The following is a 22,675-nucleotide window of genomic DNA, read 5'->3' on the forward strand; positions in this document are numbered from 1 at the left end:
CCGGTCGGCGGCAACATTAGTGGTTCAGCTTCGCGTTATAGGGGAGACTTCCTTTTTTCACCGGCAGCTATCGGCCGACTCCATCACGTATCCCCCACAGGGCGATCATTGCTTTGTGCCGAGTGCCGCCATGTAGCGGGCGACCGCTTCGGCATCGGCCTGGGAAAGTGCATGATCCTCCGGCAACATCGGCGCACCGTTGGGGCGTTGTCCGGTCTGCTGAAGCACCATGATCTGATGGCTCATATAGCTGGCATGCTGGCCCGCCACCCGTGGAATCAGCCCATTGCCCCCGCCGTCCGTCCCGTGGCAAGCGCTGCACGCTGGGACGCCCCTCGCAGGCAAGCCCTGGCGAAAGATCACTTCGCCTCGCGCATCTGTCGACCCGGTGTCAGCCTGCATGGCTCGCTGGCTCGCAAAATAGTCGGCCAGTTCGGCAATCTGAGTCTTGGTCAAATGGGACAATCCCCCCATGTACCGGCTGTCAGTTGCAGCGCTACGTCCATGGTTTTTGAAATCGGTCAGTTGCAACTGCAGATACTCGTTTTGCTGACCCGCCAACTTGGGAAACACGGGTGAGACAGACTCCCCCGTCAGCCCATGGCACAGTGAACAAACGCTGTCCACCATGGCTATCCCCGACTGGGTGGACGTTTGCTGGAGCGCCTCCTCGCTTGTACCCATACAGCCCATGAGCGTAGCCAGGCAAAGGGCCAGAACAAGAGGTGACCCGCTATCCGAAGGGCGCATGCTGGATACGTTCATGACTGTTACCCCAAGCGTTGGCGAATCACTATCTTCGCCTGGGGGATTGCGCTCTTTATTGATAAACCTCAACCAATCGTCTTTGGGGGGGAGGAACTCAAAGCCCTTTCGGCGCGGCACACCTCAAGGATTTCGTCCGCCAGTTCGGAATCATCCGGGCGGGCTAACGCGCCGCCAACAACGACTGGGCGCTGTGCGATGCCGATGACGGCTTCGGCACCACCCGCAACTCGATCGGCGTACCGAGCAAGGCCTGACAACGCCATCGCAACCAGCGCTGGCCGGCATCATTGTGCGCCGCCCCGGGCCAGACCATGGACAGGCTTTGCGTCGGCAGCGGCAATGGAACAGCTTCGGCCCTGATGCCTTGGGCCAACGCCATCGCTCTGGCGACATAGTCGGGGACGATAGCCAGCATTTCGCTCTGCGCCAGCAGTCTCGGCAACGCGCTGAACTGCGGTACCGCCAACACCACTTTGCGTCGCCGTCCCAACAGACTCAACGCCTGATCGGTCTCGTCAGTGGCATTGCCCATCGCTGACACCACGATATGCGGGCGTTTGCAGAACTCCTCCAGCGTCACTGGCTCCGCGCGGTTGTCGGCGCGCAGAAGCATCGGCCGGATCGTACGCAGGCACTTGCGCCGAGCACTCGCCGGCAGGTCGAGCGTGTGACTGATGCCAAGGGAGGAGACCAGGTGCATTCGGCCATTGTCGTGCAGCAACTCCAAGGGGCGGATCGCCCACCGGCTATCGAGCTCATCTTTCAATGAATACTCGTGAGCCAGGCGATCAAGGCTAGGGCGACCAGGCTGTTCAGCCGCAGTGGATGCCACGAGAACCGCAACAGTGCAATCACCTGCCGCACGTCTGCCCCGGCAGAGCACGCGTTCCGCGTCGTCCCATAGAACCTGCATGCCTTCATTCATAGCTTTCGCAGCCGTTGGTAAACGTATGATCATCAGGCCCCGTTACCCGCCTGCCACTCGCCGCCACTGCCTAACGTAGCCGAGAGAAACGCGGAGAAGAAAATCGACTGAAAATCTTTGCAGTAAAACCGATGCGCGGCAATTAACCATAGGTGTTAGCGCAGGCGCGCAACGTAAAGCGTGGGGGGGATTCAATCAGCGGGCCGTCATCGTAAGGTGTAGAGGCAATCTGTAGAAAGCGGTTGCAAGCGCTTCACACAATCCTCCCCTGGCAGTGTTTTGGCGATCAGCGATTCACAGCAGGAGCACGCTGGTTATTTGCGCACACTTACCCGCCCATTTGCATTCGACTGCCAATCATTTGCATCGGACTTGATCATCATGTTGCGTGGCCATGACCGGCAGAGAACAGCCAGAAGAGGACGCTCTCAGTGGAGAGCACTTTCGTTTTCGGCCCGATTTCAAAGCTCAATATCTAAGCGTTAGAATCAAATCACGGTCATTCAAACGTGTCTACGAAAACGGCTGCATTTCAGTGACTCATGGCCTGGCTGTTGGTACTCACAGATGGGCACCGCTGCCGCCATGCCTGTGAAGAATCATTCCCGAATACCTGGACATGACATCGTAAGCAGAAGACTGCTTTTGGTTCGCCTGTCGCGGAGGGCTGAAAACGACCCGAAGCGCACGGTCGCGGCAGCACAAAATTGATGGTAGGACGATAGGGCTCCCCAGTGAACCACGCACCATGCGATGGTCCACCAGAAAGCGAGAGGCGTCAGGTACTGATGACTTCTATTGGCGGGAATTTATAGCTGCCTTTCTGGACGTCTTTGCTCGGGCCGTACATGCGAAGGATGATGTACGCGTCGTTTTCCAGGATTGGCAGGAAGTGAGGATTACTGACGTCGCCCTTGGCGGCCAGTTCGATGGTGTACATACCGTCGGCGTCAGGCTTTAGGGGGGCGATCGCCGCGACAATGGCGGTTCAATTCGTTATGGGCCATCAAGCGATTCTTGGAGGCATAGACGGTGAAAGACCAGAACTGGCTGACATCCGGCGCCTTGAGATGGATTCGGTATTTCTTGCCGTTGGAGCCTTTGAGTGGCTTGCCATCAGAACCGGATTCCTATACCAATTCGACAAGAATAGAATCGATCCAAAGCAGTCAATTTCTGTGGGGTGCAATGTGAAACGAGACAACACGCTGATTTTTGGAGTTTTGTCGTGCATTGAATCCAGCCTGATATCCGTTGGGTCGTCATATTCGGAAATTACGCATCAGCTCGAACACGACTATGGCGTATCTGATGATAGTGAGCATCTTGGAGATTTCCAAAGAAGCTTGGAGTATCAGATGGAGATCCTCGAAGATGCTGGGTTTGTGAAGAAATACTCAGAACACTATGATACTCCGGAGAATATTTTTTATCGCTTGACGTGGGCTGGACACGATTATCTCGATGACAGAAGAACGGCTGGTTGCTTAGTCACGCGGCTTGTCACTTAAAGACCCCGCCATCATGCAGATGAAAAGCTTAAGCGTATCTCGTCAGGACCAGATGTGACTTTGCTTCCCAGTGTGGGATATCAAGAAAGGCCAACGAGTACGAAACGTGGTTGACTTACTGAAGTCGTATCCGGGACGCGCGCCATCGACAATAGCGTTATAACGATGCTCGCCTTCCATACTGGCAACCCCTGCAACAAATGATCTAGATTGCTCCCTGGGTCGTTGCACAGACCTGCCCCATTGTTTGCGTTCAACCTGACCAGTTCTTTGGGCCGACTCAACTAGCACGCTTCCTTTCGATCACCGGTAGAAGACGTCCCATAACAGCCATTCACTATGAGCTCTACAGATTCGGCGGTACTTCAACGTCCCAACCATGGATATTAGCGAATGGGCAAACTCACACGGAAAGTTGTGCCCTGCTCCAGTGTCGACTCGACCTCTATCTTTCCTCCATGGCCCTCGACAATCTGAGCCGCTATGAATAATCCCAGCCCGAGGCCAGACGATGTTCCTTGTTCTCCCTCGGAGTACTTGGAGAAACGCCTGTTCGGATTAAAGAGAGAGGCGAGTGCGTTGGTAGGGATAAGCTCTCCGTAATTTTGCACGCAAAAGCAGGCGGTGGCGCCATCCCCGCTCAGGGTGACTTTAATTGGACTCTGCGCTTTGCCGTGCCGCACGGCGTTGCCAATGAGATTCGAGAAAGCCTGTGCCAAGCGTGATGGGTCGTACTGGCCGGTTACCGTTCCCGAGTCGGTGAAAATAATTTGTGCTTTTGGGTGCGCGGTGGTGAGCTCATTAACGACTGAATGACAAACAGACGTCAGGTCAGTTTTTTCCGTTCGTACCGGGATTCCAGTACCCAGGTTGCAGCGTGCCAGGTCAAGCAGGTCATTCACCATCTGGTTGGCGCGTTGAGCGCTGGTAGTAATTTGTGCAATTATTCTTTGCCCACGAGCGCCCAACTCTTCCTTTTGTCTCAGCAGATCGGCACCCAGCGTCACAGCAACCAATGGTGTGCGAAGGTTGTGTCCTAGCACTCCCAAGACTGTTTTTGCCCCATGGCCTACGAAACCCGGGGCGATTCAAAACAGCGCGATCGGCACTGGGCATGCAACGAAGCAATGATCCCGTGGATCTGCTGGGTTGATGACTGTGTACGCTGCGTCTGAGAGCGAACTCCGTCGGCAACCACGGCAAACCCTCGCCCCAGTTCCCCGCCCGCACCGCTACGATGGCGGCGTTGAGTTCCAGCAAGCTGGTCTGCTAGGCAACCCGATTGCAGGGCGCCCACGCTTTTCTATTGATGTCGCTATAGAACGAAGCCACTTGCACCGTTCAAGGTCAGCCAGCAAGCGACCTTGGTGAGTCTGCTTTTTCTTGCAGCTCATATAAGCATCAAGTTTATATTTCAAAATCTTCCAAGGATCGCAAGTTTTTGGGAGCGAGAGTTTCGAGCCAGACTATAATAAAATGATTAAATGCGAACTGATAGGCGTGAGCACTCTTAGAAATTGGTGGTTAATACAATTTAACCTGTAATGGCTCGGTGCAGTGATGAGGATTTAATATGAACAAATTATTGAAAGAACTGCACTCTTATCATCATGAAGTAGCTATCCAAATTACTCAGATCAAAGAATTACTGGGGAGAATAAGGCATGGATCCGCGGGTGCCGATGACTGCAAGCTGTTGTTTAAGCAGTTGGACGCCTTGCATGGTGATGCAGAGCGACACCACCATGAAAATGAAGAGCTTATTCGGCTGGCCTTGCTAGCAACTGAGGCACCGATCCACCAACGGGTCAAGGATATCGAGCGAGATCATCAAGCATTTGAGCGAATTGCTGGACAGCTCAAAATATTGGAGGAATCGACCCAGGAGGCGAGAGTAATCGCCGACAATATCGATGACTTCATCAAGAAATACTACGACCATATGGATGCAGAGGAGAATATTTTCTTTCCGGTGGCAGATAAGTGGTTGTCAGACACCCAGTGGCAGGAAATAAAGCGTGGGTGGCACTAATCGAAATTTTAAACACGCCTATTCAAAATTAGGCACATATAGCCTGCAGGATTATTTATATATAGTTACAAATGAGATTGGTTGTGAGCCTTATACTCAGACAGTCACCAGACGTGAAATAAGCGTTGCGGCTAATCGTATTATTTCGATTATAAGTCCCTAGCCGCCTACGGCGAATGTGGCCAGGGGTTATTGATCGAACTGCGGGTGATGATGCAAATTTTAGTGGCCATGCTTTTAGGCAGATGAGCTGCCCTTGGTTTAGTTGGCTGATCTGAGGGCGCATATGGCTCAACAGGTAGCGGCGGTCCGCCGGCAACTTGGTGGCGATTTCCGTCAGCCGTGACAGGCAGTGATGGGCCAGAATCTGCTTTTCAACGCGCCCCCCGCAGAAACACACTCAACGTATCTTGCTGCAAGCTGTGGATTCAACCGGCTGCCCGCTACACAACGGGTGGAACAGGGTCACTGGCAAACTCGCGAAGTGACCCTGTTCCCATGGGCGATACCGGTCAAGCGCAGCGCCTATGAGCCTTACGCTGCCTTGAAGCAGTACGCAGCCAGCTTGTTACCATCCAGGTCCCGCGCGTAAGCCGCATACGCATTGGGTGCCCAACCACGTGGACCTGGAGCGCCTTCGTCGGTGCCACCGCTGGCTAGGGCTGCCGCGTGGAAGGCATCGATAGCGGCGCGATCCGCTGCTTCAAAGCTGACAGTGACACCATTGCCGACACTGGCAGGCGCGCCATTGGCGGGCCTGAGCACGAAAAACGACGGGGCGTTTTCACCCCAGATCGAGCCATTGTCGTTCAGATCGGCGATGCGTTTCTGGCCGAGTGTGGCGAGCACGGTGTCGTAGAAACGGCGGGCCTGCTGCAGGTTGTTGGTACCAACGGTGACGTGGGTGAAGATGCTCATCTTGATGCTCTCTTTATACAAAACAGGATGTTTGGGGCCTGGGTGCGCTCGGCACCGGGGCGTTTGAATCAGCGATCGAAATGGATGACGGTGCGAATGCTCTTGCCTTCATGCATCAAGTCGAAGGCCTTGTTGATGTCCTCGAGCCCCATGGTGTGGGTGATGAAGGTGTCCAGCGGGATGTCACCGGCCTGGGCCTTTTCGACGTAAGTGGGCAGTTCGCTGCGGCCTTTTACGCCGCCAAATGCCGAGCCGCGCCAGACCCGGCCGGTCACCAGCTGGAAGGGTCGGGTACTGATTTCCTGGCCCGCGCCGGCAACGCCGATGATCACCGACTCGCCCCAGCCCTTGTGACAGCACTCCAGGGCCGCGCGCATCAGGTGGACGTTGCCAATGCATTCGAAGGAGTAATCCACGCCGCCCTCGGTCATTTCGACGATCACCTCCTGGATCGGCCTGTCGTGATCTCTGGGATTGATGAAATCGGTAGCGCCCAGTTGCCTGGCAATCTCGAACTTGCCCGGGTTGATATCGATGGCAATGATTCGCCCGGCCTTGGCCATGGTGGCGCCGATGATCGCGGCCAGGCCGATGCCGCCCAGGCCGAAGATCGCCACGCTGGCGCCCTCCTGCACCTTTGCCGTGTTGAGCACCGCACCGATGCCGGTGGTCACGCCGCAACCGAGCAGGCAGACCTTCTCCAGCGGCGCATCCTTGGGGATTTTGGCCAGGGAAATTTCCGGCAACACGGTGTATTCGGAAAAGGTCGAGGTACCCATGTAGTGGAACAGCGGCTGGCCGTTGTAGGAGAAGCGACTGCTGCCGTCCGGCATCTGGCCCCTGCCCTGGGTCGCGCGAATTTTCTGGCAGAGGTTGGTCTTGCCGGATGTGCAGAATTTGCAGTCGCCGCATTCCGGGGTGTACAGCGGGATCACGTGATCGCCCACCGCCACCGAGGTCACGCCTTCGCCGATGGCCTCGACGATGCCGCCGCCTTCATGCCCGAGGACGACTGGAAAGAGGCCTTCCGGATCGGCGCCGGACAGGGTAAACGCATCGGTATGGCAGACGCCGGTGGCGATGATTCGCACCAGCACCTCCCCGGCCTGCGGGGGTGCCACATCGATTTCGACGATTTGCAGAGGCTGGTTCGCCGCGAAGGCGACAGCGGCTCGTGATTTGATCATGGTGTTTTTCCTGAGCGCACAGAGGCGTCGCCGCTGTGCAGAAACGGTAAAAATCAGTGGTAGAAGGTGTTACGAAGGTCGGGCATCCGTGCCCTTGAGACTGGTTAGAGCGCCGCCTCGATCTTTTTTGCCGCGGTTTCATCGACCCAGGCGTGCCAGACTTCCGGGTGCTCCTTGAGGAATATCCTTGCCAGCTTTGGCGATTCGATGCGCTCCCTGGTCATCCGCGCCAGGTTCTGGTTCAACAGGTCGATGGGAATGTTGACCTTCTCCAGCACCGCGACCAGTTCGGGGGCCTGCTCATGGAAAGTCCTGGAGAGCCCGACCATGGTGACGACGTCTTTGTTGGCCCCGGTTTCTTCCAGCCTGATCGCATCGATCTGCCCCATCAGCGGCGTCGGTGACCAGTAGTAGAACAGTACCGGTTCACCACGTTTATAACTGGAGAGCACGGCGGCATCCAATGCCGCTCCCGTCCCTGGGCGGAAGTTGGTGAAGGTGTTTTCCAGCCCATAGGCTTTCAACATCTCGGTATTGTCCTGTTCACAGATCCAGCCCGCAGGACAGTTGTAGAAACGGCCTTTAGACGGCTCCTCCGGATCCTTGAACACCGCCGGGTATTTGCTCAAATCGGCGACTGTCTTGAGCTCAGGCGCCTGTGCCGGTCGATTGCGCTTGGTGTCGCCCTCCACGACATAACGCGGCACATACCAGCCCTGGGTTGCCCCGATGATCGGCGCGCCCACCCCGACGACCTTGCCGGCCGCCGCGGCCTTTTTCCAGACCTCGCTGCGCTCCATCCACTCCTCACCAAACACCTGGATGTCGTTACCGGCCAACGCGGTCTCAAGAATGATGGTATTGCCCACCAGCTGATCCGTGGTACAGCCATACCCTTCCTTGAGCACCACCATCATGATATCGGTCAGGAGCATCCCGCTCTCCCAGTTCAGGCCGGCAAACTTCACCGGTTTGCCCGAATCACACCAGCCCGAGGCCTGGCTTGAAGCACTGCCGACGAGCAAGCCAAGGGTGAGTAACGAGGCCAGCAAACTCTTCCTGTTTTTCATGATCAGACGCTCCGAATCATTATTATTGGGGGCAGCGAACTGTTGTGGGCGACACAGGAACAAACGGGCCCATGAGATTTAACATGGACGGGTGCGCGCGCAAACATGTGAAGCGAAGAAGTGAATCAGTAGCTTTTTTTGTTATGGGCGACACTCAAGCCAATGGTTCAACGGTGGTACGTCCGTAGAACAACTGGCGTGCATAGGCACTGAATTCGACATTGGGTTGGTCCACATACGCCAACACCGCGTTGAGCCTCAACCTGTCGCCCGCCACCGGCGTGACCCGGTGCAATGAATAGCGGCCACGGAACAGGGTCAGGGTGCCGGGCACCTGGGGCAGAACCTCTACCTGCTGTGTTTGCGGGTCATCGAGGAATTGCCGCACCGCCTCATGACAATCGTCGTGTTCATTGCGCAGCATGCGCACGTACTCGAAATCCCCGCCCGCGTTCGCCGCCTGCAGGGACAGCGTGACGCTGAAGTCGGAACGGTCAAAATGCCACCCCAGTTCCTGCCCCGCCGTGAAGCCCTGAAGGTTGAGGGCGGCCAGTGGATCGGCATGGCGATAGAGCGTTTCCAGGTTCAACACATCCTGGATGAACGCCAGGACTTCGTCCGCTTCATAGATCGACCGGATCGAATGGTCGAGCGGAATATCGGCGTAGGCTACGGTGTCTTTGGCCGTAGTCATCAAGCGGCGCAGCGGGTGTTGCGGATCGACGCTTTCGTCCTGGGGTTTGAAATAAACCGTGTGGTTCTCGCGAAAACGAAACATGCGCGAGTGCAGTGCAAGGGTCTGCTGCGCCATGGCGACAACCGATGGCTCGCGGACAAAACCCGGGAAGATCGCCACGCCCTCTTCGCCGAGCAGCGACTGGCTTTGCGCGACCAGTGCCCGGTAAGCGGGACTGGTGCGATCGGTGATGGGGTAACGCTCGAGGTCGATGATATCGCCAAGGGTTTGTGCAGCAGTGGTGGGCAGGTTAGTCATTGTTGTGGTCTCCGGTGGCTCTGCTGGATTCAGATTGCATCGCCACTAAAAACAAGTCACGCTCATAATTTTACGCAATTTTGTGAATTATTTTCAGGTCGCTCGCCATGAGACTTACCCTCGATCACCTTGTGATGTTGCAAACCCTGTCGGAAGTCGACTCGGTCACGGCCGTTGCCGAGCGTTTGTGGCTGACCCCCTCGGCGGTCAGTCACCGCCTGCGCGAAGCCGAGCGGCGACTGGGGGTTGGCCTGACCGAAAGATCAGGCGGCAAGCTGCGGCTCAGCCCTGCCGGCGTGCGTCTGGAACGGGCCGCCAAGGACATCATCGCGATACTGAACGAGGCCGAGTCCGAAGCCCGGTCGATGGCCGGTGGCGTCACCGCGTTCGTGCGCATGGGGGTGACCTCCTATGGCCCGTTTCGCTGGATTCCCAAATTCATCAAGCATTACTCGAGCCTGCGGCCAGACATCGAAATCACCCTGGTGACCGTGCCCCGCAACGACGTGTACGCCAGCCTGATGCAAGGCCGGATCGATGTGTCCATCATCGACGACGGCATGGTGCCCAGCGGTGTCGCCAAGCTGCCGCTGTTTCGCGACGACCTGATCGCGATCATGGCCACCGACCACCCCCTGGCGGACAGGAAAAATATCTACGCGCAGGACTTCAAGACCTACAACCTGGTGACCTACTCAACCGATCGCGCCAGCGGCTGGGAATACGACCGCTTCTTCGCCCCTGCCAGCATCTTGCCGCGCCGCATGATCACCGTGGAACTGATCGAAGCCATCGTTGAACTGGTCCGCTCAGGCTACGGCATCAGCATCCTGCAGCGGGACCTGGTGAGCCCCAGCCTCGAACGCGGTGAGCTTGCCTGGGCGGCACTCAACGACGGCCTCGACATTGCCTGGAACGCCATCGTTCGTCCCTCTGAACGGCAGGACAGCGAGGTTAACAGGATGGTGATGGAGCTTGAGACCTGGATCAAGAATGTTGAAAAAGGCTGATCGCTGCTAATGCTTCACGGCAGGCAGCAACCGGCCCAGAGTGTGTAGAAACGCTCAGGCTTCATCGTCTTGGGTCATCGACGTTCGTTGGCTGAGCGATCGCACGGTCAATGCCGCGTGTCGCACCGATCGCGACCAGGAACACATCAACGCTGTTTTTACAGCCTCTGGAATGGGCCAGAACCAGCCTTTTTTATGCCGACAGCGCCTTAATCAAACCGTGAGCACCGATGATTTTCATGACCCGTTTCATGTTGTAGGCGAGCACATTCAAACTCATCTCCGCACTCACCCCAGCCAGCTTTCGCGTCAGGAAGTGCGTCGCACCCATCCATTGCTTGAGCGTCCCGAAGGGATGCTCAACCGTCCGTTTTCGGATCCGCATCATCTCCGGCGCATTGCTCAGTCTGTTCTGCATTTCCTCCAATACGGCTTCATGCTCCCATCGCCGAACTCGCCGTTGCTTGCTTGGTGTGCACTTCGATTTCAGTACGCATCCCTGGCAATTAGAACTCCAGTAACGGTGCAACGTCAGACCTTTTTCAACATTGGTATAGCGCCAGATCAACGCCTCTCCAGCCGGGCAAACGTATTCGTTTTTTGCCGCGTCATAGATGAAGGCATTGTTATTGAAACGCCCGTCTGCTTTGGCTCCAGAGGTCATCGTCTTGGGCACATAGGCGGTGATGCCTGCATCGTGACAAGCCAGGATTCTTCGCTTTTGAAGTAACCTCGGTCAGCCACCACCGACAGCGTTTCCGACGCCGTCGCTTCGCGGGCCTGCTTGGCCATCGAGCTGAGTTGATCGCGGTCGGAACCGACGTTGGTCACCTCATGCGCAACGATCAAATGATGCTGGGTATCGACCGCTGTCTGCACGTTGTAGCCGACGATTCCCGTGCCGCGCGTCATCATGGAGCGGGCGTCTTGATCGGTCAGTGAGACCTGTTTATCCGGCGATTCGTTGAGCTGAGTTTCAATGACCTGTAACTCTTTCATCTGAGCTTTGAGCTTGTCGATTTTCTCTTGCAGACGAGCAGCCTTGGGTTGTGCGATCGGTTTTTTTTTGTCGATCGGCTTCGTCGAGCGCAGTCAGATACCGGTTGATACTCGATTCAATTTCTTCCATGCGCCGCTTCAGTTTCTCGCTGGTGAAATTGCGGTCGCGATTGTTGACAACCTTGAATTTACTGCCCAGATTTTCTCCGAATAATCCCAGCTGCTGGCACAGCACCACGAATTGGCGGCAGACGCCTCGGATGGCCTTGCTGTTGTCTTTTCGGTAGTTGGCAATGGTCTTGAAATCAGGCATCAAGCGGCCGGTCAGCCACATCAATTCGACGTTACGCTGGGCTTCTCACTCCAGGCGCCGGCTCGACTGAATGCGGTTCAGATAGCCGTAGATATAGATCTTCAGGAGGATCGCGGGATGGTAAGCAGGCCGGCCCGTATCTGCCGGTATGACGCCTTCAAAACCCAGTTTGACCAGGTCGAGTTCGTCGACAAAAACGTCGACTACGCGTACCGGATTGGTATCGCTGACGTAGTCGTCGAGGCACTCGGAAAGGAAGGTGCTTTGGCCTCGATGTTCACCTTGGATAAAGCGCTTCATGAGCAATCCTTGCGATGAAATCCTCAGAAATCATAGCAAGGGTTTGCGAAAGCGTTTTTACACACTCTGGGCCAAAAGCAGTCGTTGAACTTTTGTCCTGGCTTCAAATCATCTGGAGCACTGCAACCGACAAGGAGTAGATGACCGTGCCCCTTAAAACCGTAGGTTTTGCCGGTGTCTGAAAACGCGTATTGCCAAGTGTTGACTACGTCTGTGAGTTCCTCGTCTGGCTTGTTATTGCTCGAATCAAAAGTACCGTCACGATCCCGTGCAATACGACCACTGGCCACAATAAAACCCCACTCAATTCCCCCGAGATACCAACATAGGCGAGATAAAGCGTAACGCCTGCGTTATAGATCAACATCCCGAGCATTGCTGGTCCGGGCCAGCAGGCGATGGCCAATGCAATGAGGGCAATGCCAACCACGGGGACGATGACGCCCGTCAGATCGATGCCAAGCAGAAGTTGCCCGACCAGCGACGGGGCAAGTATCAGCGCCACACCAGTGGCGGCCTCGATGATCGCGGCGAAAACAACCAGTCCTTTCATCACATGGGCGCTCCATCCCGGGTTGTATAGGTGCAAGACTGGACGGCCCTGGGGAATTGGTTAATCCGATTGCTACTAAGACTTAGTGCTTATCGTGATTAGCCTTGGTGGAAAGTTCCGGCACAGCAGCAATACTCCATTCGGCCGCGAAAACTATTCGCAGTATAGCGTGGGACAATAAGTCATGAACTTAACCGTCTGCGAAGCGAAAGAATCTCGATTTTCGTTAATTAAGCGTTGCCTCCACGAGCCGCTATTGCACTTTCTGATCGCCGGCTTTGCACTCTTTGTGTTGTACGGAGGTTTACACCCTTCAACCCTTGATCAAGACCCGCAACGCATCAATATCACCCCTGAAGTGGTTCAGCGAATCGCGATTTCCTGGCTGGCGCGATGGCAGCGACCTGCATCGGAGCAACAGTTGCAGGGCCTGATTGAGGAATATGTGAAAGAGGAAATCCTCTATCGCGAAGCACTTAAACTTGGCCTGGATAAAGACGACACTATTATTCGCCGCCGACTGGCGCAAAAAATGGACTTCCTTGCCGAAGATGTGGCCTCACTTCGCGAGCCGGCACCCGGTGAACTTGAGGCCTGGTACAACCAGCATCAGGACCAATACGCCCCGCCGCCACTGTTGACGTTCCATCATTTGTTTTTCGCCTTGGACAAACGGGGTGCGGATGCGCAAGCGCAGGCCCAGTCCGCACTCAGTGGGCTGTCTGACAAGAACAATGGTGAAGGCGATGCGTTTATGTTTAAAAACGCCTACACAGAACAATCCCAGGATCAGGTGGCGCGAGTCTTTGGTTCAACGTTCGCCATTTCATTGTTCAAGCAAACACCAGGTAGCTGGGTGGGTCCCGTGGAGTCGGGTTTTGGCTGGCACCTGGTGTGGATTGATGCGCTGGCCAAATCACCTCCTCCGTCCTTCGAAACCGTGGCCCTGCAGGTCAAGTCCGATTGGTTGTCCGAACAACGCAGCGCATCGAAACGCGCAAGTCTCGATGCGCTCAAAGCACGCTATGAGGTCGTAGTGATGATGCCTGCTGCTTCCGGTGAGATTGCCGCCACACAGACGCAGCGGCCGCAATGAGGCGCGCAGTATGGCTGCTGTTGGTGCTCTGGTTCGTGGGGCTGACAGCCATGGCCCATGAGTCGCGCCCCGCTTACCTGGAACTCAACGAAACAGCCACCGGGCGCTTTGACGTACTGTGGCGCACGCCTGTGCTTTCAGGCATGCGATTGCCGGTTGCGCTCCGGTTTGCCGAAGGTGTGCACACGGTCGTTGAGCCCGTGGAAAGCAAACTGAACGATTCACTGATCGAGCGTCGGGTCATTGAAGCCGGCCCCGCAGGATTGGTCGGGCAACGTATTGAATTCATCGGCCTGCAAGCGAGCATCACCGATGTGCTGGTGCGTGTATCGCACCTGGACGGCAGCCTGACGACCACCCTCGTCCACCCTGCGCAACCCTGGATAGAGATCACTGCCACGCCGGGAGCGTTTTCGGTGGCCGGCGCGTTTCTGGTCCATGGCATCCACCACATCCTGGGAGGCTTCGACCACCTGCTGTTCGTCTTCGGTCTCTTGCTGCTGGTGGATAATGGCTGGATGCTGGTGAAAACCATCACCGCATTCACCCTCGCCCATTCCGTCACTCTGGCACTCGCTACACTGGGTGCGGTGCAATTGCCCGGCCCTCCTGTGGAAGCGACGATTGCGCTGAGCATCCTGTTACTGGCAGTGGAAGTCGCCCGCAAGAACCGTGACGAAACCAGTTTCACCCTCCAGTGGCCATGGGTGGTAGCGTTCTGTTTTGGCTTGTTGCATGGCTTCGGTTTTGCTGGTGCGCTCGCGCAAATCGGATTGCCGCAGCGCGACCTGCCGCTGGCGCTGTTCACCTTCAATATCGGCGTCGAGATTGGCCAGTTGATGTTCGTCGCCGTCGTGTTGAGCCTGCGCAAACTGCTGCTGCGTTGTCGACTGCCACAGCCTGCAGTCCTGTATGCCCGACCGATTGCTTCTTACGGGTTGGGCACGCTGGCTGCCTTCTGGTTGTTCGAAACAGTCTCGAGTTTCTTGTCCTGAGTTGCACCCTGTCATTGCCGTATTCCGGAGACGTGGAATATGAAAACCCCTACACACTTCACCGCGCCAACACTGCTCGGTTGCGCCGTATTAACAGTCAGCACGCTGGCACTGGCAGAGGGCAACCCGGATCGCGAGGTTTACTTTGGCCAGACGCACTCGCACAGTTCCTGGTCGATTGATGCCTACCTGATCGGAAACCACCAGGTCGATCCCGAGCAGACGTACCAATATTCACTTGGGATGCCGATCAAGCATCCCATGGGGTTTGAAGTGCAACTCAAGGGTCGCCCGCTGGATTTCCATGGCGTGACCGACCACTCGGAATACGTGGGCGTGATCGCCCTGGCCAACGATCCGAAGTCAGACTTCAGCAAGCTGCCCATCGCTCAAAAGCTGATTGTCAAAACCCCGGAAGATTTCAACCGGGTGTTCAAATGGATCGCCGGTAGCTTGAGCCACCCGATCAAGGAGCTGATTGATCCGAAGGTTGCCGGCAATATCTGGCAGCAGAACATCGCCATCGCCGACAAGTACTACAAACCCGGCAAGTTCACCACGTTTGTCGCCTATGAATGGACCTCAGCCCCCAACAATCAAAACATGCACCGCAATGTGTTTTTCCGCGACTCGAAGAAGGTGCCGGACCTGCCCTTCACGGCCCTCGATTCGGACAAACCGGAGGATTTGTGGGGCTGGATGGACGACCAACGCAAAAAAGGCAACGACGTGCTGGCGATCTCCCACAATGCCAACCTCAGCAACGGCCTGATGTTTCCGGTGGACGTAGATGACCGTGGCCGCCCCATCGATGCCGCCTGGGCCGAGTCGCGGATGCGCAATGAATCCCTCACCGAAATTCACCAGGTAAAGGGCACCTCGGAAACCCACCCCGAGTTGTCGCCGACAGACGAGTTTGCCAATTATGAAATCATGAATTTCCTGCTCGGCCTCGACAACAGCACGTCGAAAATCAATGGCAGTTACATCAGGCAAGCCTGGCAAAACGGCATGGCTTTGCAGCAAGCTCGTGGATACAACCCTTACAAAATGGGCGTGGTAGGCGCCAGCGACTCGCACAACGGGGTGATTCCTTATTCGCAGAGCTACAACTTCGGCTCCCACGGTTTTACCGACAGCACCCCGGCGGCGCGTCTTTCCGGCAAACAGAACTCGGGGATGATTGCCTTGCAAACCAGCACCTCCGGTTTGGCCGGTGTCTGGGCCGAAGAGAACACCCGTGAATCGATCTTCGATGCCATGAAGCGCAAAGAAGTCTATGGCACCAGCGGCGTGCGCATCCCCCTGCGTATGTTTGGTGGCTGGGGTTTCGACAGCAGTGTGTGGAATGAAAAAGACTGGGTGCATGCTGCCTACGCCAAGGGCGTTCCCATGGGTGGCGACTTGCCGGCAAAACAGGGTAAACAGACGCCGTCCTTCGTGGTGTGGGCCGTCAAGGATGCCGACGATGGCAACCTCGACCGAATCCAGATCATCAAGGGCTGGACCCAAAACGGCCAGACCTTCGAGAAGATCTACGACGTCGCCTGGTCCGGTGATCGCCATCTGGACCAGGCCACCGGCAAAATCCCACCTGTGGGCTCCACGGTCGATGTTTCCAAGGCGACTTACACCAATACCATTGGTGCCACCGAGCTGAAAAAAGTCTGGGTCGATCCGGATTTCGATCCGGCCCTGCACGCGTTCTACTACGCCCGCGTGCTACAGATTCCGACCCCGCGCTGGAGCACCTATGACGCGGCCAAGTTGCAAGTGCCGCCACCGGCCGATGTCTCGGCCACCGTCCAGGAACGTGCGTGGAGTTCGCCGATCTGGTACACGCCGACCGTTGAGGACAGCAAGCTTGTCACTGCTGGCAAAACCATCGACCAGTTGAAAACCGAAGGCGCCAAAGCGCTCACTAACGAGCAGCTGCAAGCCTACGTGGTGGGCAAAACCGTCAAGGTGCGCAATACCGTCACCGGCCAGACGTTCGAGATCGTCTATGGCACCGAAGGTCAACGCCTGGTCACCAGCGTCGATGGCAAGCCGCCTACGCAGGGGGAATACCTGAACATGTTGCACGACGGCCAGTTTGGCGTGCCGGCTAAATATGAAATCAAGGACGGGCATTTAGTGACAACACTCGGCGGCACGCCCTTCGAGGCCACAGTATTCGAGCAAAACGGCAAATACATGGCGGCTCGCAGCAACGAGTTCGGCTATGTGAATTATGAGGTTGAGGAGGTCAAGTAGCGCCGAAGCCAGTACCGATGCTCTGCATACATCGGTACTGGCAGATTGACGCGGACCGATGTTGCCGTAGCTCAGAAAGAAAGCTGTTCGCGAATAGACCCCAATGTACTTATTCAGACATTGATACTTGAATGGTCGCTGTTGCCGAAAGCAGCCATCGATGGAAGACCGCTTCACGCCCTGAGGAAGTCAGTCAACCTAAATCGAGGTTCTTGAGGAGCGGTGAACCACGCTTCCTCAAGGAATTCAAATAGGTGGTTTCATCGTTGTTCATCGACGCCGCTTCGGTCTGTGCCCCGGCCAAGGCGCCAAACAGGATCATCGGGTGCAGGCGCAGCACGTAGCGACCGAAATAAAGGGCCACCAGAGGCGGTAGGATGGTAACCACTGCCCCGGAGAACAACAGCGCCAACCCCTGCTCCTTCATGGCTGCAAATGCGGCAGGCCCTGCCAGGAGGCCAACCACTGCCCCGAATGCGGTCAGGCCGAACTCTGAAAACGCCCATTGCGCGGCGGGCGGCAATGCACCGACTTCCGGGTGCCTGGAGTTGTACCAGCCAATCAATAGCGCGGCGACCAACACGCCACCGCCGATGCCGAGTTCTACCGGGATCATCCCTATATGCGTGGACAGCAACCCCAGTAATGAACCCAGGACCATTCCGAGCGTGTGCACGGCAATATCACTTTTGTAGCTGCTTTCACGAATCCGCCCCAAGCGCTTGGCCAGTGCCTCGACGCTGGCGGTGCGTCCGGTCATCTTGAGCACGTCGCCGCGGCGCAACACGGTATTGGGCAATAACGGCAGCTCGTAGCCCTGGCGGGTGATAGCGTTGATGAAGCAGCCCAGGCGCCGAGTGTTTTCCAGTCGCGACTTGGCTTGGGCAATGGTCTTGCCGGCGAATTCCGGTGAGGTCAGGACAATATCGACCTCGCGTGTTGGAAAGGACAGCGATTGGGCATGGTCGATCTCCGGGCCCACCCACTGCGACAGTGGGCCAACGGCTTCACGTAAAGCGTAGACCCCGACGATGTCGCCGGCCCTGAGGGCCACACCTTCATCACGCTCGATAATCAGACCTTCGCGTACCACCCGCTCGATGGTCAGCGACTCGTGCATTTTTTCAAAGTCGGCAATGCTCAGCCCATTCGCTGCACTGTTGCGCGCGACCTGATGCGCGCGCACCACCATGCGGGTGTAGGGGATGGTAATCGCGTCTTCGTCTTTGGCGATGCCCAGTTCCAGTTCCAGGTCACGGGCCGCCGCCCGCAGATCGACGCCCAGCAGTTTCGGCGCAATGCTGCCGACGAAGACAATCAGGCCGATGGTGCCGAACAGGTAGGTGATCGCGTAGGCAATTGCCATATGGCTATTGAGTTCGGCTTTGGCGGCGGTATCGATCGCCAGTTGATTGATCGCACTGGTGGCCGTGCCCATGATCGCCGTATCCGTCAATGCACCGGCACCGAGCCCGGCGGTGAAACCGGCATCGAAGTGGAATATTGCGTTCATCAGCAAAATTGCGCCCAGCGCGGTTGCGCACAGCACCACACTGAGCACCACCAGCTTCAACGTACCGCGGTTGAGGCTGCCGAAGAACTCCGGCCCGCTCTTGAAGCCGACGGCGTAGATGAACATCACAAAAAATACCGACTTTAAACCCGTCGGCACTTCCAGGCCGATCTGACCAATCAGCAGTCCCATCAAGAGCGCACCCGCTACTGAGCCTAGGTGAAAACTACCGATACGAATCCGACCGATGAACACGCCCAGTGCGATCGCCAGGAATACCGCAATTTCCGGATCGGTACGCAAGGCATGAAGCAGAAACTCAAGCATGACGCGAACTCCCTTCTATAGCGCCAGGAGCGGTTCCTCGGCCAATCGCGAACGGCCAGCCCGGCGAGGGGTACCGACCATTCCCGTGACTGCCAGTTGCAGGTGGATTCGGTATTCATACCGTACGTGGTGAAGGTGCTGGTGGTGTAGGAAAGGAAGAGTTGAGGGCTTGATTGGCCAATTCTGCCGAACCCTACTAATGCCAGAAGGTGCAACTCCATCGCTCCTTCAATTCCATTTTTCATCACCTTTGGTCGACAGAAGCGCAGCAAGGGATAAGCGTAGGCAACAGTGATAAATATGCAATTGTTCTCAAGCGAGAAGTATTTGGGAAACATCTTTACGCAGCAGTTATCTGATCCAAACCGTATTACTCGAAATTTTCTCGATTCCTACTAGTTTTAGTTGACCCCGCTATTACCACTGTTGGTGTAGCTATCTGTGTAGTGAGGCATGACCCTGCCTTGCAGTATTCGGATAGCGCGGATCACCCGATCCGGGCATCATCACCGCCCCCGCTCATAGCCCTTCCTCCGACAAGAATGTACTGCGTCAAATCCGGCCTCATAAACCGTCTCTATACTCAGCCAGAACCACAGAACGGAGGACTCCCATGCGCTACGCCTTCAAATTGAAAAATGGTGCCATGGTCCTTTTCGATCCAGACACCGCCTTGCTTAGCATCACGACGACCCATGGAGAAGTTCAAAGCACAACGATAGGGAGAGCTGAATCGCGCCTACTGGACCTGCTGCTCATGGAGCCCGGCCAGACTAAAAGCCGTGAGGAGATCATCGACTACACCTGGAATGACCGCGTCGTCGCCTCTGGCAGTTTGAACCAGGCGGTTTTTTCCCTTAGAAACATTCTCAACGACAGTCGTGACCACGAAATCCTGATGACGGTTCCGCGAAGAGGTTATTGCTTCAACCGTCTCTATGTAGTCGAAGTTCCCACAGAACTGCCGACACCCTCAGAGGAAGCCACGCAAACTCCTGCGCTCGGCATTGAAGAGCCAGCGCCAAACCGCCCTGATGATCTTGCGGTGCCTTCAAAAAAGAGCCGAACATCAACTTTCCTTACCAAAGCCCAGGTAGTTGGGTATGTCCTGACCTTGGCTGTCTGCGCCTACACGGGTTTCCACTCTGGTTTCGACACGCCAAAAATGGAAGTCTCCAGCGTAAAACATAACGAACTGGCCATCCACGCGATAGGCCAGAGTGTCGCCGAAGCGCAAACACTGAGGGATCTTTCGGCGAACCAGGTTCAACAGCTGTCGCCAAACCTCAAAGGCGAGGTCTGGCTGAACCAGTTTAAATCAAACTACTCTGTTTCGTGTGTTCGTCCGGATCTAAGCACTGCAAACCTGCAACTCAATAGCGAGCAAAAAGACCTTGCACCGATGATTCGGCAATGTTTGGAAGTCACCCTATGAAGTCAATTTCGTCCTCAACTATTCACTGGATCGTGCTTGCAATCATCAATGCCGCCTGTATTTTTTCCCTGACTTATTCGCCCTCTTATTACATGGAAAATATCAGTTATCAAACCATGACCCGACAATGGCTGGAGGATTCCAATCAACTCAACACAGAGGAATACCTGACCATCGGCCATGGCCGCCTGACACAAACCACGCTGGAAAGCCTGAATGGAAAAATCCGTAACGCTACCATTTCGGCCCAGATTATCCGGGAAAGCAATCATCATGTGCAGATAAAAATCAGTAACGTCAAACTCAGCCAGGACAACGAATTATTCGCCATTGAAAAGACACCCGACCTGTTTTTCAGGCGTCAATTCGTGTTGCAGGAAGGCGCCGTTCTAAACTACGAGCTGCTCCCCACGTCCAATAAAAACGCCGTTTGTTTTTATGTCCACGATATAGGCCGCTTGCGCTGCATGAATCACTGAGTTACCCGCAATCGATCAAATCAGAACAAAAATAATAATTACTAATTTGAATCAATCCCCTGCCCCCCGCAACATCCCGCCTTTATAGCGCTCGGAGTCGCTTGTTGGCGTTCAGCGCACCATGCCGGCTCCACACGCCCGTTGAAAACATGCATTTTTGCGAGCCGTCAGATCAATGATAACCAGGATCCTCGCCGTTCTAGCTCTAACTGCAATATCGTTTCACTCAGCGGCACACAATGAGCACTCCATCGGCAGCACCGACATCGAATTCTACGAATTGGAGCTGAGGCCGAACGAAACAATCAAGCTCAGACAATTGAAAATATACTCTGAAAAGGAAGTCCATGATGACGAAGATGCGCTTGGCAACGCCCTGCCTGCCCCACCACACAATATCAACAATCAAAGTCACGACCTGTCGCTGACTCCCGTTTGAGCAAAATATGGGTTTTTGACTTCAACCAGCACCGTGGGAGCAGGACTATCCGCCGGCACTGCCTGAAAACATCATCAACAAGGAACGCACGTCAATGCTGCTAAAAAACCTCGCAACCGTATCCTTTGGTGTATTGCTGTCTCTCAAGGCCTTGGCTGATGACAAGGAACTCTATGGCGCCAACCTGACCGGTAATGAAAGCAACAAGAAGACCCCAAACAATGAAAATTCTGACTACAGGATTGTCACAGACTATCGTGCTGAGGTTTTTTTTGCGTTTGATGCGGCAGCCATCGGTCCGGCAAACCAGAACACCGCGATTTTTGGTTCGAAACTGCCACCCGATAAACTTCAAGGCCTGGTCGAGTTATCCTCGGGCGACGCGTACGTCTTTACTGCGGCATTGTCGATGCCTGAGAAAAATCCGGGCACTGTCCATTTAGCTGAAGAGCGTTCTATTCCATGAGTATCATGATCCCTGATGAAATCTTTCATGTAACGTCCACTCCCGCGGACATGGCCCAGAGAACAGTTGGCCATTGGCAGTTGAGCCTCGCCCCATTGGAGCACGAAGCAAACATCAGGCAGCACACGCTCTTTCAGGGTGCCAGGCTTCAATGCAGTCGGCTGGAGTTTGATTCAGCCGTCACCCTGATCGGCTCTGTCCCACATGGTTTTGTCACCTTGGCCATTTCACAGGCTGTGGTGGCTCGCCCCACTGTCAATGATCATCAATTGTGGCCTAACGAAATGATCGTGGTGTATAGCGACGAGCCCGTTTACTGCACCTGCGGGCCCAATGAGACGCTTTTCACCCTGACCACGACGTTGGAGCATTACACTCATTGCCTTGGAAACCATTCAGCCATCGACGTGCTGGTAGATCGAAAGGAACAGCGCTTTCAGGTCGCGCATTTCAAGTTAATGCAATCTGCCATCCAGGCCATCAACGCCTACTCTGTTGAGATCAACGAGCCTCATTTGAAACCGCTCAACCACGCTGAAGTTTCAGCGGCGGAAAGTGCGTTGCTGATTTCCCTGCTACGGGCCCTGACACCTGTAGGCCGCCGCACGCTCAACCCGCCGAGAAGAAGAACAATCGCAATACAAGCAATGCAATACATTCATGAAAATACCCGCAAAGCCCTCAACATGAAGGCGCTGGTCAGGCAACTGGAAACCACAACCCGTAGCTTGCACCATGGTTTCATCGAGACATTCGGAGTTTCACCGATCGCTTACATCAAGAACCTGAGGCTTGCTAATGTCCACCGAGACTTGATCCGCAACACTTGGCCAACGGTCACTGAAACGGCCATGTATTGGAACTTTCACCATCTTGGCCGGTTTTCCAAGGCTTATCAGGATGTCTATGGAGAAACGCCCTCGGAAACGGCCAGGCGCAACGCTGCAAAACTGGCAGCGGCCGGCAAAAATAACAATCAATAATTTTCATCCAACGGTCTGAATTGTCAGCATGCTTATTTCTACCCAAGGGGATAAGCATGCGCTATCGATTGAATTCGCTACCACTCAAACAGAAAGTCATCTTTTG

The 22,675-nt window shown here is 55.5% G+C and carries 21 protein-coding genes and 3 pseudogenes; 10 read left to right on the forward strand and 14 right to left on the reverse strand.

Going from position 1 to position 22,675, the window contains the following annotated elements:
• Positions 1–105: 105 nt before the first annotated feature.
• The 4 genes from BKX96_RS31265 to BKX96_RS33380 all read right to left on the reverse strand — a co-directional run bounded on the left by BKX96_RS31265 (position 106) and on the right by BKX96_RS33380 (position 2,769).
• Positions 106–765: a c-type cytochrome gene (locus BKX96_RS31265; protein WP_082240524.1), complete on the reverse strand. Its 660-nt coding sequence runs from the start codon at positions 763–765 to the stop codon at positions 106–108.
• Between the two features lie 163 nt (positions 766–928).
• On the reverse strand, positions 929–1,534 hold the full coding sequence (locus BKX96_RS31270; RefSeq protein WP_410454555.1) for a LysR substrate-binding domain-containing protein: 606 nt from the start codon (positions 1,532–1,534) through the stop codon (positions 929–931).
• A 937-nt stretch (positions 1,535–2,471) separates the two neighbouring features.
• A complete protein-coding gene (locus BKX96_RS33375) occupies positions 2,472–2,633 on the reverse strand; it encodes a hypothetical protein (RefSeq protein ID WP_235431839.1) in 162 nt (53 codons plus the stop codon).
• A 10-nt stretch (positions 2,634–2,643) separates the two neighbouring features.
• Positions 2,644–2,769: a DUF1214 domain-containing protein gene (locus tag BKX96_RS33380; RefSeq protein ID WP_235431844.1), complete on the reverse strand. Its 126-nt coding sequence runs from the start codon at positions 2,767–2,769 to the stop codon at positions 2,644–2,646.
• Here BKX96_RS33380 and BKX96_RS33385 point away from each other — a divergent pair.
• Positions 2,764–3,204, forward strand: a complete 441-nt coding sequence (locus BKX96_RS33385; RefSeq protein WP_077186342.1) for a DUF2513 domain-containing protein — start codon at positions 2,764–2,766, stop codon at positions 3,202–3,204. The two genes, BKX96_RS33380 and BKX96_RS33385, sit on opposite strands and share 6 nt — an antisense overlap.
• A gap of 386 nt (positions 3,205–3,590) precedes the next feature.
• Here the strand turns inward: BKX96_RS33385 and BKX96_RS31285 are convergent, their stop codons facing one another.
• Together BKX96_RS31285 and BKX96_RS32725 are read right to left on the reverse strand one after the other, a co-directional pair.
• Entirely contained in the window at positions 3,591–4,247 is a 657-nt protein-coding gene (locus tag BKX96_RS31285) for a sensor histidine kinase (RefSeq protein ID WP_235431838.1), read from the reverse strand.
• A gap of 83 nt (positions 4,248–4,330) precedes the next feature.
• A pseudogene (locus BKX96_RS32725) lies at positions 4,331–4,473 on the reverse strand (methyl-accepting chemotaxis protein); the annotation flags it as partial.
• 304 nt (positions 4,474–4,777) lie between these two features.
• On the opposite strand from BKX96_RS32725, the gene BKX96_RS31295 reads away from it, so the two are divergent.
• Positions 4,778–5,236, forward strand: a complete 459-nt coding sequence (locus BKX96_RS31295; RefSeq protein ID WP_077186344.1) for a hemerythrin domain-containing protein — start codon at positions 4,778–4,780, stop codon at positions 5,234–5,236.
• Between the two features lie 534 nt (positions 5,237–5,770).
• On the opposite strand, the gene BKX96_RS31300 is transcribed toward BKX96_RS31295, so the two are convergent.
• From BKX96_RS31300 to BKX96_RS31315, 4 genes are all read right to left on the reverse strand, one after another.
• On the reverse strand, positions 5,771–6,154 hold the full coding sequence (locus tag BKX96_RS31300) for a VOC family protein (RefSeq protein ID WP_046817344.1): 384 nt from the start codon (positions 6,152–6,154) through the stop codon (positions 5,771–5,773).
• Between the two features lie 68 nt (positions 6,155–6,222).
• Positions 6,223–7,341 (reverse strand): S-(hydroxymethyl)glutathione dehydrogenase/class III alcohol dehydrogenase, encoded by a 1,119-nt coding sequence (locus BKX96_RS31305; RefSeq protein WP_046817343.1) that lies wholly within the window; start codon positions 7,339–7,341, stop codon positions 6,223–6,225.
• 104 nt (positions 7,342–7,445) lie between these two features.
• Positions 7,446–8,411 (reverse strand): ABC transporter substrate-binding protein, encoded by a 966-nt coding sequence (locus tag BKX96_RS31310; RefSeq protein ID WP_046817342.1) that lies wholly within the window; start codon positions 8,409–8,411, stop codon positions 7,446–7,448.
• A gap of 154 nt (positions 8,412–8,565) precedes the next feature.
• Positions 8,566–9,405, reverse strand: coding sequence for a HalD/BesD family halogenase (locus tag BKX96_RS31315; RefSeq protein ID WP_077186345.1), 840 nt, complete (start codon positions 9,403–9,405; stop codon positions 8,566–8,568).
• A 107-nt stretch (positions 9,406–9,512) separates the two neighbouring features.
• On the opposite strand from BKX96_RS31315, the gene BKX96_RS31320 reads away from it, so the two are divergent.
• Entirely contained in the window at positions 9,513–10,415 is a 903-nt protein-coding gene (locus BKX96_RS31320; protein WP_046817340.1) for a LysR family transcriptional regulator, read from the forward strand.
• Between the two features lie 193 nt (positions 10,416–10,608).
• On the opposite strand, the pseudogene BKX96_RS31325 reads toward BKX96_RS31320, so the two are convergent.
• A pseudogene (locus tag BKX96_RS31325) lies at positions 10,609–12,027 on the reverse strand (IS1182 family transposase).
• Positions 12,028–12,232: 205 nt separating this feature from the next.
• A complete protein-coding gene (locus tag BKX96_RS31330) occupies positions 12,233–12,580 on the reverse strand; it encodes a hypothetical protein (RefSeq protein WP_077186346.1) in 348 nt (115 codons plus the stop codon).
• 184 nt (positions 12,581–12,764) lie between these two features.
• On the opposite strand from BKX96_RS31330, the gene BKX96_RS31335 reads away from it, so the two are divergent.
• Genes BKX96_RS31335 through BKX96_RS31345 form a run of 3 tightly spaced genes read left to right on the forward strand, consistent with a single transcriptional unit; the run spans position 12,765 to position 16,927 of the window.
• The gene (locus BKX96_RS31335) at positions 12,765–13,676 is read left to right on the forward strand and encodes a peptidylprolyl isomerase (RefSeq protein WP_077186347.1); all 912 of its coding nucleotides are present in this window, start codon (positions 12,765–12,767) and stop codon (positions 13,674–13,676) included.
• Positions 13,673–14,671 (forward strand): HupE/UreJ family protein, encoded by a 999-nt coding sequence (locus BKX96_RS31340; RefSeq protein ID WP_077186348.1) that lies wholly within the window; start codon positions 13,673–13,675, stop codon positions 14,669–14,671. The genes BKX96_RS31335 and BKX96_RS31340 overlap by 4 nt, the downstream gene beginning before the upstream one ends.
• Before the next feature lie 39 nt (positions 14,672–14,710).
• Positions 14,711–16,927 (forward strand): DUF3604 domain-containing protein, encoded by a 2,217-nt coding sequence (locus BKX96_RS31345; protein WP_077186349.1) that lies wholly within the window; start codon positions 14,711–14,713, stop codon positions 16,925–16,927.
• A gap of 193 nt (positions 16,928–17,120) precedes the next feature.
• Here BKX96_RS31345 and BKX96_RS31350 read toward each other — a convergent pair whose 3' ends face one another.
• On the reverse strand, positions 17,121–18,767 hold the full coding sequence (locus BKX96_RS31350) for an aspartate-alanine antiporter-like transporter (protein ID WP_082240522.1): 1,647 nt from the start codon (positions 18,765–18,767) through the stop codon (positions 17,121–17,123).
• 65 nt (positions 18,768–18,832) lie between these two features.
• Positions 18,833–18,934 (reverse strand): annotated as a pseudogene (locus BKX96_RS33670) (transporter); the annotation flags it as partial.
• A gap of 446 nt (positions 18,935–19,380) precedes the next feature.
• Between BKX96_RS33670 and BKX96_RS31360 the strand changes: the two are divergent.
• The 4 genes from BKX96_RS31360 to BKX96_RS31380 all read left to right on the forward strand — a co-directional run bounded on the left by BKX96_RS31360 (position 19,381) and on the right by BKX96_RS31380 (position 22,569).
• Positions 19,381–20,202 (forward strand): winged helix-turn-helix domain-containing protein, encoded by an 822-nt coding sequence (locus BKX96_RS31360; protein ID WP_077186351.1) that lies wholly within the window; start codon positions 19,381–19,383, stop codon positions 20,200–20,202.
• A complete protein-coding gene (locus BKX96_RS31365; protein ID WP_046817333.1) occupies positions 20,199–20,681 on the forward strand; it encodes a hypothetical protein in 483 nt (160 codons plus the stop codon). The genes BKX96_RS31360 and BKX96_RS31365 overlap by 4 nt, the downstream gene beginning before the upstream one ends.
• 533 nt (positions 20,682–21,214) lie before the next feature.
• Positions 21,215–21,586 (forward strand): hypothetical protein, encoded by a 372-nt coding sequence (locus BKX96_RS31375; protein WP_077186353.1) that lies wholly within the window; start codon positions 21,215–21,217, stop codon positions 21,584–21,586.
• Positions 21,583–22,569, forward strand: coding sequence for an AraC family transcriptional regulator (locus BKX96_RS31380; protein WP_046817330.1), 987 nt, complete (start codon positions 21,583–21,585; stop codon positions 22,567–22,569). Before BKX96_RS31375 ends, BKX96_RS31380 begins: the two co-directional genes overlap by 4 nt.
• The last annotated feature ends 106 nt before the right edge of the window (positions 22,570–22,675 follow it).

The sequence above is a fragment of the Pseudomonas putida genome, assembly GCF_001976065.1.
Taxonomy (GTDB): Bacteria; Pseudomonadota; Gammaproteobacteria; order Pseudomonadales; family Pseudomonadaceae; genus Aquipseudomonas; species Aquipseudomonas serbica.

Bases quoted from the DNA above. Each gene is read 5' to 3' on its own strand.
- BKX96_RS31265 (WP_082240524.1), bottom strand. From the start codon at position 765: ATGAACGTATCCAGCATGCGCCCTTCGGATAGCGGGTCACCTCTTGTT.
- BKX96_RS33375 (WP_235431839.1), bottom strand. From the start codon at position 2,633: ATGTACACCATCGAACTGGCCGCCAAGGGCGACGTCAGTAATCCTCAC.
- BKX96_RS33385 (WP_077186342.1), top strand. From the start codon at position 2,764: ATGGATTCGGTATTTCTTGCCGTTGGAGCCTTTGAGTGGCTTGCCATC.
- BKX96_RS31295 (WP_077186344.1), top strand. From the start codon at position 4,778: ATGAACAAATTATTGAAAGAACTGCACTCTTATCATCATGAAGTAGCT.
- BKX96_RS31300 (WP_046817344.1), bottom strand. From the start codon at position 6,154: ATGAGCATCTTCACCCACGTCACCGTTGGTACCAACAACCTGCAGCAG.
- BKX96_RS31305 (WP_046817343.1), bottom strand. From the start codon at position 7,341: ATGATCAAATCACGAGCCGCTGTCGCCTTCGCGGCGAACCAGCCTCTG.
- BKX96_RS31310 (WP_046817342.1), bottom strand. From the start codon at position 8,411: ATGAAAAACAGGAAGAGTTTGCTGGCCTCGTTACTCACCCTTGGCTTG.
- BKX96_RS31315 (WP_077186345.1), bottom strand. From the start codon at position 9,405: ATGACTAACCTGCCCACCACTGCTGCACAAACCCTTGGCGATATCATC.
- BKX96_RS31320 (WP_046817340.1), top strand. From the start codon at position 9,513: ATGAGACTTACCCTCGATCACCTTGTGATGTTGCAAACCCTGTCGGAA.
- BKX96_RS31330 (WP_077186346.1), bottom strand. From the start codon at position 12,580: ATGAAAGGACTGGTTGTTTTCGCCGCGATCATCGAGGCCGCCACTGGT.
- BKX96_RS31335 (WP_077186347.1), top strand. From the start codon at position 12,765: ATGAACTTAACCGTCTGCGAAGCGAAAGAATCTCGATTTTCGTTAATT.
- BKX96_RS31340 (WP_077186348.1), top strand. From the start codon at position 13,673: ATGAGGCGCGCAGTATGGCTGCTGTTGGTGCTCTGGTTCGTGGGGCTG.
- BKX96_RS31345 (WP_077186349.1), top strand. From the start codon at position 14,711: ATGAAAACCCCTACACACTTCACCGCGCCAACACTGCTCGGTTGCGCC.
- BKX96_RS31350 (WP_082240522.1), bottom strand. From the start codon at position 18,767: ATGCTTGAGTTTCTGCTTCATGCCTTGCGTACCGATCCGGAAATTGCG.
- BKX96_RS31360 (WP_077186351.1), top strand. From the start codon at position 19,381: ATGCGCTACGCCTTCAAATTGAAAAATGGTGCCATGGTCCTTTTCGAT.
- BKX96_RS31365 (WP_046817333.1), top strand. From the start codon at position 20,199: ATGAAGTCAATTTCGTCCTCAACTATTCACTGGATCGTGCTTGCAATC.
- BKX96_RS31375 (WP_077186353.1), top strand. From the start codon at position 21,215: ATGCTGCTAAAAAACCTCGCAACCGTATCCTTTGGTGTATTGCTGTCT.
- BKX96_RS31380 (WP_046817330.1), top strand. From the start codon at position 21,583: ATGAGTATCATGATCCCTGATGAAATCTTTCATGTAACGTCCACTCCC.